The organism is Gloeocapsa sp. DLM2.Bin57 (genome assembly GCA_007693955.1).
Taxonomy (GTDB): domain Bacteria; phylum Cyanobacteriota; class Cyanobacteriia; order Cyanobacteriales; family Gloeocapsaceae; genus Gloeocapsa.
Map to the genome: position 1 here is coordinate 1 of RECR01000028.1, position 9,493 is coordinate 9,493.

At 40.5% G+C, this 9,493-nt stretch carries 10 protein-coding genes; 7 read left to right on the forward strand and 3 right to left on the reverse strand.

Annotated features, from left to right (window positions below):
• A partial coding sequence (locus tag EA365_00825) for a hypothetical protein (GenBank protein TVQ48910.1) occupies nt 1-695 on the reverse strand: 695 nt, incomplete at its 3' end.
• Between the two features lie 117 nt (nt 696-812).
• Here EA365_00825 and EA365_00830 point away from each other — a divergent pair.
• On the forward strand, nt 813-1,073 hold the full coding sequence (locus EA365_00830; protein ID TVQ48911.1) for a YggT family protein: 261 nt from the start codon (nt 813-815) through the stop codon (nt 1,071-1,073).
• Here the strand turns inward: EA365_00830 and EA365_00835 are convergent.
• Both EA365_00835 and EA365_00840 read right to left on the reverse strand, forming a co-directional pair.
• Complete coding sequence (locus tag EA365_00835) at nt 1,070-1,504, reverse strand: hypothetical protein (protein TVQ48912.1); 435 nt, start codon at nt 1,502-1,504, stop codon at nt 1,070-1,072. The two genes, EA365_00830 and EA365_00835, sit on opposite strands and share 4 nt — an antisense overlap.
• Nucleotides 1,505-2,030: 526 nt before the next feature.
• Nucleotides 2,031-2,345: a hypothetical protein gene (locus EA365_00840; protein ID TVQ48913.1), complete on the reverse strand. Its 315-nt coding sequence runs from the start codon at nt 2,343-2,345 to the stop codon at nt 2,031-2,033.
• A 518-nt stretch (nt 2,346-2,863) separates the two neighbouring features.
• Between EA365_00840 and EA365_00845 the strand changes: the two genes are divergently transcribed.
• The 6 genes from EA365_00845 (at nt 2,864) to EA365_00870 (ending at nt 9,359) form a co-directional block, all read left to right on the forward strand.
• On the forward strand, nt 2,864-3,106 hold the full coding sequence (locus tag EA365_00845; GenBank protein TVQ48919.1) for a hypothetical protein: 243 nt from the start codon (nt 2,864-2,866) through the stop codon (nt 3,104-3,106).
• Between the two features lie 389 nt (nt 3,107-3,495).
• Complete coding sequence (locus tag EA365_00850; protein ID TVQ48914.1) at nt 3,496-4,602, forward strand: sodium-dependent bicarbonate transport family permease; 1,107 nt, start codon at nt 3,496-3,498, stop codon at nt 4,600-4,602.
• Nucleotides 4,603-4,905: 303 nt separating this feature from the next.
• A complete protein-coding gene (locus EA365_00855) occupies nt 4,906-5,793 on the forward strand; it encodes a circadian clock protein KaiA (protein TVQ48915.1) in 888 nt (295 codons plus the stop codon).
• 72 nt (nt 5,794-5,865) lie between these two features.
• The gene (gene kaiB, locus EA365_00860; protein ID TVQ48916.1) at nt 5,866-6,180 is read left to right on the forward strand and encodes a circadian clock protein KaiB; all 315 of its coding nucleotides are present in this window, start codon (nt 5,866-5,868) and stop codon (nt 6,178-6,180) included.
• A gap of 66 nt (nt 6,181-6,246) precedes the next feature.
• Complete coding sequence (gene kaiC, locus EA365_00865) at nt 6,247-7,809, forward strand: circadian clock protein KaiC (protein TVQ48917.1); 1,563 nt, start codon at nt 6,247-6,249, stop codon at nt 7,807-7,809.
• 2 nt (nt 7,810-7,811) lie between these two features.
• The gene (locus EA365_00870) at nt 7,812-9,359 is read left to right on the forward strand and encodes an FAD-dependent oxidoreductase (GenBank protein TVQ48918.1); all 1,548 of its coding nucleotides are present in this window, start codon (nt 7,812-7,814) and stop codon (nt 9,357-9,359) included.
• Nucleotides 9,360-9,493 lie beyond the last annotated feature (134 nt).

Consider the following 9,493-nt stretch of genomic DNA (forward strand, 5'->3'; position numbering starts at 1 on the left):
GGAGTTTCTGACTCCTGACTAGCAGTAATAGTATCAGAAGATGTTTCTGGAGTTTCTGACTCCTGACTAGCAGTAATAGTATCAGAAGATGTTTCTGGAGTTTCTGTTTGCTTAACTGATTGGGGAGATTCGGCTACAGTTACAGTATCTGAGAAAATATCCTCTTCTTCCTCTGGTTGAATCGATTCAGTAGTTTTAGATTTACTAAAAATACCTGTGATTCCCGAAAATATTTGGGTAAAACCACGAGATTTATCTTTAGTTTTAGGTGTTTCTGATTGAAGAGTCGTTTTTGTCGATGTTTCTGCTAAATCCTCAAGATTAGCAGTTGGATCAGAACCTTCTGACACTACAGGAGATTTACTCTTAGGAAGAAGGTTATTAAAACGAGTTTGCAACCATTGGATTAAAGAAAAATTTTCAATTTCTGTTGCTAATTCTGGATTGGCGATCGCTTTTCTTAATTTCAGTGTCTCCCAACCATACCAGAGTAATAATAATACTCCTGCTGTTTGTCCTAATAAAATCCCCCCAGTGATTCTAGGTGCGCAGATCCATAGTACTAAAGCATAGAATAAACCTACTCCACTCCATAAGAAATCATCTTGACGATGCACTTCTGGTTTAAAGAAAGCGGCAAAATATAATGTTAGACTACTCACTGCTATAGCGATCGCCAGAATGTATGGCAACATATGTTAATAACTCCTTCCCTAATTCATTTTCTATTTTGCCATATTCTCTCACTTGGTGTTATGGTTACCCATAAGTTAAGATATTGATAAATATTCATTGAGGAAATTTTATTTTACATGAGTGCTACTGAATTACTAACCAATAGTCTAGCTAACTTCATCAATATTTATCTGCTCTTGATTTTTATTCGTTTGATTCTTAGCTGGTTTCAAACCGCTGATTTCGCTTATCAAGCTATCTCCTTTTTAAGTCCGATTACTGACCCCTATTTAAACATTTTTCGGTCCTTTATTCCACCCTTAGGAGGAATCGATCTCTCTCCCATTTTGGCGATAATTGTTTTACAATTAGTTGGGTCTGTATTGACAGGTGTTTAATCGTCATAGTAGAATGGACGTACTCTAGCTGCAAAGCCAGAAGCTTTAAATTGTTCCAACTTTAAAGGTGTTGGTAGTTCAGTAGGAACTGATATTCTGATTTCAAAATCGCTAACCCCTGGTGGAATTTCTGTAATTGAACCAATTCTCCCCCGATTTTCCATTACAGGGTTACCGTTAGCGTCGTAAATACGTCCAAAGACATCAGCATCAACAACGGGTTTACCTGACTTATTCTCCGCTTTTCCTGAGACGATAAAGCATCTCGCGGGTAAACTCGCACCACCACTACTAACACTCCCTTCCCCTATTTCAACAGAGCATTCTTGATAAGATAGATCAAAGAGTTTGATTGGGGTTAACGCGAAAGCATTTTGACTAGTCAACCAAAGACTGATAGTTAATAAAAGAATAGTTAGCAAACGTTTCATATTAGTTTGAATTTAAGAATTTTACTCCCTCAATTATAGCTTAGTTTGAGAGCCAATAGTAAGTCTATTTAACTTCCCCTGAATGTGTCAGGTAGCTAGTCAATAATTCTCATGTCTTGAGTTGGCGTAGTTTTGACATTGTCGGGAGGAGTATTTCTAATTCTTCGATTGTGCTCAAATATTCTTGATTATGAGTAATTAAAATTAAATCATTTTCTAAATAGATCTATTAATATCTTCATCGGATAATTCTAACCAACAACCAGGAAATTTCATAATGTCAGGGTTATAATTTGTTGGTTCTATATTGCTTTTTAATTCAGGAATTCAATTAATTTATTCTATGATTTGACCTTAAGAAATTTGGGCTATTTCGGCATTATTGGGAAAATGTATGTATAGCACTCGCGTCAGTAGGGGCGCTCATGAAAAGCACCCTTATTAGTCAGGAGTTATTCCAAATGAGCGAATGCTCGAATTTAGAGACAATAATAATTCTTCAGTACGATAGTTCCGAGGTTTTGAGTTAGAATATGTGCGCGTGCAGTACTTCCGCGTCACAGAGATAGGCGATGCCCGAATAATCATCGAAAAAATGCACTGCAACCTCATCTGAAATCTTCAGGGCTATATCCCGAGTGGGGGTGAGGACTTCGATCTTTATATTCGAGTAGATTTCGGAAACGGCGGGTTGTCCCGACGATCGCACGTTGCGACTGCCTTTACCGCCAGCGGGCATCACCGTATAACCGGTAGCCCCGGCTTCATCGATGATCTTGGCGATCTGTTTGAGTAATAACTTTTCCGTGACGATAACTAGCTTGTAGGCTTTCTGAGTCATATCGGTTACCTCTTAACGCTTTTTGTTGTAATAATTCAAGACAAGAATCTATGGTTTTGGCTTAAATCATATCCTTAAGTTTATGCTAAAGAGTACTCAATCCACTACCATCTGTTGAGAAAGATTGATTTAGATTAGTGGAAGTATTTTATAAAAAATTCTTATCCTTTTGGTGCTATGACTTTTTAGCTTAAAGCTTATAGATAATAACTTCGCCCTAGGGCGGTTTTCAGGGGCACCCCTACATTAGGAAACTAACTTAGATAAGCTTCGGTTATGAAAGGATTCAGTAAGTTTAAAGCAATTTTTAGCCAGGCATTGCATAAACTCTAGAATATGGTGTTTGCTGAAAGTATAGATTTATATCTATAAATATAGTAAAGGCAGCTTAAAGATAGAACCACTATTCTAAAGCTGCTACACACATCAATCATATAGGTGGATTGTCCGCAGTTATTCCGTTCGATACAGGCAAGCATCCTGTAAGTGATACACAAAACCAGTATGGAGGGAAAACAATGAGTAAGTTTGAATCGAAGCAGTCACAGCCAAAGTTGGATACGGATGAGGGGTGGGTCGTGCAGGTGTATGGCAGTAATCACCGCTTGCTCTGTGTTTTAGAACCCTCTCACGGTTGGAGTTTCTTGATCGGTTGTGGTGTTGGCTTACTGTTTTCAGTAATTTGGATTAACGTCGCTCGCTATAGTCCTCCCTTAGATCCGACCCCACCAACGGAGTCACCCGAATTGCAAGTAGATTGATAGTACCGATCCGGCTATGTAGTCGCCTTGAGACATCGTAACTCGGCCTCAAGGTGACCATATCTGCAAGGGTAGATCGCCAAACAAAAGAAAAACTTATCATTTCAATTTAATATTCTGTTTCAAATTCAGGTTAGAGAGCGTAAAAATCTGTGGATTTTAGTATAGACTTAAACACATAAAGATTTTAATCTTCATAGATTAAACTATATGAATATTGGTGGAGGATGGCTATCACTTTTCAGCTCTCTGAAGAGAGTAGCTATCTCTGAACACCCTGTCCACAGGTTCTCGCTACTGTAGGGATGAACAACTTAACCCTTAATTTTTTTTAAAGATCACTTATCACAATAGTCGCTCCTCATTAGATGAGGTGTCAGGAGGTATTAATGGATTTCTTAGCGGATTTTTTGAAGCAGTTTACAACACAGTTACAGTCCCCAACACTCGCTTTTCTGATTGGTGGCGGCATCCTTGCTGCCCTCAATAGCCAACTGGTAATTCCAGATGCGATTTATAAATTTATCGTCTTCATGTTGCTGCTTAAAGTCGGTCTCAGCGGCGGTATTGCCATCCGTTCAGCTAATCTGGCGGAGATGCTCTTACCTGCGGCCTTCGCAATGGTAATCGGTATTCTTATCGTCTTTATCGGGCGCTTAACCTTAGCCAAGCTACCGAAAGTCAAAACCGTTGATGCTATTGCTACCGCAGGTTTGTTCGGTGCTGTGAGTGGCTCTACCCTCGCAGCAGCCCTGACGCTACTGGAAGCTGAAGGCATACAATACGAGCCATGGGCCTCGGCACTCTATCCCTTCATGGATATTCCGGCCCTGGTGACGGCGATCGTCTTAGCCAGCATTTATACTAGCAAGAAGCGCGCTACCACAGAGGACTATCTTAGTGAGCAACCCGTTACCGTAGGCGGATATCCCAGAGAGCAGCGCATTACCGCAAGCGGGTATCCTAGAGAAGAGTACCGTAGCGCAGCCAAGCGGGTCAGGATCTGGCCCATCGTCAAAGAAAGCCTCCAGGGTTCTGCCCTATCGGCACTGTTACTCGGCATCGCTATAGGCTTGCTAACTAGACCCGAAAGTGTCTATGAGAGCTTCTACCAACCCCTGTTCCGCGGTCTGCTTTCCATACTGATGCTAGTAATGGGTATGGAAGCCACAGCAAGGATTAACGAGCTGCGTAAAGTAGCCCAGTGGTACGCTATATATGGTTTCGTCGCGCCTCTGCTCCATGGGTTCATAGCCTTCGGTCTCGGCATGATTGCCCATATCATCACGGGATTTAGCATGGGTGGCGTCGTAATCCTAGCAGTCATCGCCTGCTCCAGTTCAGATATCTCAGGACCACCAACTTTACGAGCAGGTATCCCGTCAGCTAATCCCTCGGCATACATAGGCTCGTCCACAGCTGTAGGCACACCAGTTGCTATTGCCTTGGGAATACCCCTCTACATCGGTCTCGCCCAGGCGCTGATGGGAGGCTGATCCCAGACGGTTCACGGTCGGTACTCCCCTAGTCTGGTGACTAATGCGGCTACTATATTAAGATCTGCGTCGTCTCCATTCAAGGGGTTTGAGTAACCACCGAGCCAAAATTTAGGCTAAGAAATGTTTAAATTAAATTCTCTAACTAATTATACAGGTAAACCTATATAATCTTCAATATAAGCTATCTATACACATATTTCAACTAGCCAAGTAATCATGAAGAAAATTGTTACAATTCTAAATATTGAGCAATAAATGTTAAGATTACTAAAAATCTATTACAAGTAAAGCATTAAACCCTTGTCTCCTCGACTATCTGTCTGTATCTATGCGCCATCTGTGCAATTCGCTCAGTCTTTACGGGAAGTACTGAGTGATCAGCGCTATTCATTGACTTTCCAAGAGACTCCAGTTAAATTATTCGATTTCGTCAAAGCCAATAAAGAAAAAATAGACTGTCTCGTAGTAGTCAAAGATAATGAGCTACTACCGATGTTTAATCAATTATACGAAGATGGGACACTTTTACCTGTGTTGATCATAGATTCAGACGAAAAATTTAACCCTTCAGAACAGCAAAAATACCCTACACATCTTTATCATAGCGCCGAAATAGCTCTAGGTGTTGCTAAAATACCATATATAATCCCCCTAATTGATAATGCGATCGCCCAATTTCTCAATTTAGCTCCTAGTTCACAAATCAGTGAATCACCAACACAAAAGTATTCAGTCCCCATAAAAGAGTACAATCACAGTTTTTTGTTATTACAACAAAGACGCCTAGCAGAAAAACTCAAGGAACGTTTAGGGTATCTAGGTGTGTATTATAATCGTAATCCCAGGTTGTTTTATCGCAATCTTTCCTTAGAAGAGAAAGAAGAATTAATCGAGATGTTAGCTGAAGAATATCGTCTCATCATTCTCAGCTACTTTAGTGATGATCAAGAAACCAATAATTTAATTGACTTATTCGTTAACAGGGCTTTTTTTGCTGATATTTCAGTTTCTAAAGTTTTAGAAATTCACATGAAACTAATGGACGAATTTGCTCAACAACTTAAATTAGAAGGAAGAAACGAAGAAATTCTCCTAGATTATCGATTAGCCTTAATAGACATTATCGCCCATTTGTGTGAAATGTATCGACGTTCCATCCCCAGAGAAGACTTACCTTTTGAATTATGAAACAAATATATGCTAGACTAGATGTCTGTTTAATAGGAGACTTTTCCTAGCTAGAAAATACTTTTTAATGAGATGAACGCACTCAAAAAAACTTATGTATTAAAGCTTTACGTAGCTGGGAACACACCTAACTCAGTAAGAGCCTTAAAAATGCTCAAAAACATACTAGAGCAAGAATTTCAAGGTGTTTATGCTCTCAAGGTGATTGATGTTCTCAAAAATCCCCAACTCGCTGAAGAAGACAAAATACTAGCAACGCCTACATTAGCTAAAATACTACCACCTCCAGTCAGAAAAATTATCGGCGATCTCTCAGATCGTGAAAGAGTTTTAATCGGATTAGACTTACTCTATGAAGAAATCACCGAGAGAGATTTTGAACTGTAAAAAAACTCAGAAATAATGTCTAATAGATTAAATAACTTTTAACAACCCATTTTTTAATAATCTCGAATGAATCAACCAAATCCCGAAGGACAAGAAAAAGAAGAACTAGCAACTAAAGGAGTGCGCAAACTACGCACAATGATAGAGGGTTTCGACGAAATAAGTCACGGTGGAATTCCCATCGGTAGGACAACTCTAGTGAGTGGAACTTCCGGAACGGGAAAAACTCTGATTGCTGTTGAATTTCTATATAATGGGATAAAATACTTTGATTATCCTGGTTTATTCGTTACTTTTGAAGAATCTCCCGCGGATATCATTCAAAATGCTTATAGTTTTGGTTGGGATTTAGAACAACTGATTCACGATGGTAAACTATTTATACTTGATGCTTCACCAGATCCCGAAGGTCAAGAAGTAGTAGGTAACTTCGACTTGTCCGCCTTAATTGAGAGAATACAGTACGCTATACGTAAATATAAGGCTAAATTAGTATCTGTAGATTCAGTAACCGCAGTATTTCAACAATACGACCCAGCTTCAGTAGTCAGAAGAGAAATCTTCCGTCTGGTGGCTCGACTCAAACACCTTGGGGTGACCTCAATTATGACCACCGAAAGGATAGAAGAATACGGACTAGTAGCGCGCTACGGAGTAGAAGAATTCGTCTCAGATAACGTGGTGATTGTGCGTAACGTTTTAGAAGGAGAAAGACGCAGGCGTACAATAGAAATACTAAAACTGAGGGGAACAACCCACATGAAGGGAGAATATCCCTTTACCATCACTAAAGATGGTGTCAATATCTTTCCTCTCGGTGCGATGCGACTTACCCAGCGATCGTCTAACGTGCGCATCTCTTCGGGTATTAAAACCTTGGATAAAATGTGTGGGGGTGGTTTCTTTAAAGACTCGATTATCTTGGCTACAGGTGGAACCGGTACAGGTAAAACCCTACTAGTGAGTAAATTTCTCCAAGAAGGTTGTCGTCAAGGTGAAAGAGCGATCTTATTCGCTTACGAAGAATCACGAGCACAACTATCCCGTAACGCTTACTCCTGGGGAATAGATTTTGAAGAAATGGAGAAAAAAGGACTGCTCAAGCTCATCTGTTGTTACCCCGAATCAGCAGGATTAGAAGATCACCTACAAATGATTAAATCGGAAATAACTGAGTTTAAACCCTCTCGTATCGCTATTGACTCTCTCTCTGCCATGGCTAGAGGTGTAACTAATAACGCTTTTAGACAGTTTGTGATTGGGGTAACGGGTTACGCTAAACAAGAGGAAATAACAGGATTCTTTACCAATACCACCGATCAATTTATGGGTGCTCATTCTATCACTGAATCCCATATCTCGACGATTACAGATACCATCATTATGCTCCAATACGTGGAAATTCGTGGGGAAATGTCCCGCGCGATCAACGTCTTTAAAATGCGTGGTTCTTGGCACGATAAAGGGATTAGAGAGTACACTATTAGTCAGGATGGACCTGATATTAAAGAATCTTTCCGTAACTATGAACGGATTATCAGTGGTTCACCTACTAAAATTAGTGTGGATGAAAAAAGCGATTTATCTCGTATCGTCAGAAGCGTTAAGGATAAAAACGAAGATGGCTAACTATGGATAAAACCGAAATAGTAATCATTGGTAGTGGTGTAGGTGGTCTTTGCTGTGGAGCTCTTTTAGCTTATTATGGCTTTGATGTAATAGTCTGTGAAAGTCATTCTCTTCCTGGAGGTGCAGCCCACGGTTTTGAACGTCAAGGCTATACCTTTGACTCAGGACCTTCTCTCTATTCTGGCTTGTCCTATTCTCCTTCTGCTAACCCTCTCAGACAGGTATTAGACGCTATCGGAGAGGAACTAGATTGGGTTAATTATCATAGTTGGGGCTGTTTCCTACCAGAGGGATATTTTGACGCTGAAGTAGGCTCAAATCAGTTTGAAGAGATTTTATTAAAGTTAAGGGGTGAATCAGCTGTTCAACAATGGCGTCAGTTATTAGGGGCGATCGCTCCTCTTTCTGAAGCAGTAATGAAAGTTCCTACGGCTGCAGTACGCACTGATTTAGGCGCAATATTCACCCTCGGTAAATTCGCTCCCTCCCTGTTACCCTATCTCGGTCAAGTACCTCTATTAACTGGAGCTTTTGACCGAGTTATTAAAGATATTATTACTGATCCTTTTATCTATAATTGGCTCAATTTACTCTGTTTTCTGCTCTCTGGATTGCCTTTAGAACATACTAGCGCTGCTGAAGTGGCTTTTATGTTCGCTGATTGGTATCGTCCTCAAGTGGCTTTAGATTATCCTGTAGGAGGAAGTGGGGCGATCGTCGCTGCTTTGGTGAGAGGATTAGAAAAATACGGGGGAAAATTACGCTTAAATGCTCACGTTAGTGAAATTATCGGAGAAAAACAACGTGCAGTGGGGATAAAATTGCGCAATGGTCAAGAAATTAGAGCTACAAAAGCAGTGATTTCTAACGCTTCGATTTGGAATACTCTAGATTTGTTAGATCCTGCTACCCTACCTAGTGATTATCGACGTCAACGGGCTAATACTCCACCTTGTGATAGCTTTTTACATCTCCATCTCGGTATCGATGCAACTGAGCTCACTCAAAATCTAGGTTGTCATTATATCGTACTCAAAGATTGGCAGTTAACTGCTCCCCAAAATCTGGTAGCTATTTCTATTCCTTCGGTATTAGATCCTAATTTAGCTCCTGTGGGTAAACAGGTCATCCACGTCTATACACCAGCAACCGAACCCTATGATTTATGGGCTAATTTAGATCGTTCTAGTACAGCTTATCAACAACTTAAACAAGAGCGCACAGAGGTGATGTGGCAGGCTCTAGAAAAGATTATACCTGATATTCGCAGTCGTTGTGAGGTAACTTTGGTAGGAACTCCTCTAACTCATGAACGTTTCTTACGTCGTTACCGCGGATCTTATGGACCTGCTTTAAAAGCAGATCAAGGCTCTTTTCCTGGTAATGATACCCCTTTACCTGGTTTATTCTGTTGCGGTGATTCTACTTTCCCTGGTATCGGTATCCCTGCTGTAGCGGCTAGTGGTATGATTCTGGCTAATACTCTTACTCCTGTTGATAAACATCTGTCTTTACTGCAAGCGATCGCCAATTATCCCAAAATCAAATAGGCTCATAGAGTGATGGAGAAGTGACATACTCCTATACCGAATCAAAGATTACGCTGTAGGCTTCTTATCTTTCACCTTCAGAGATGATTGACCGTTTTTGAGTGAGGCGATGCCCATCCCCACTTTTTTAATTA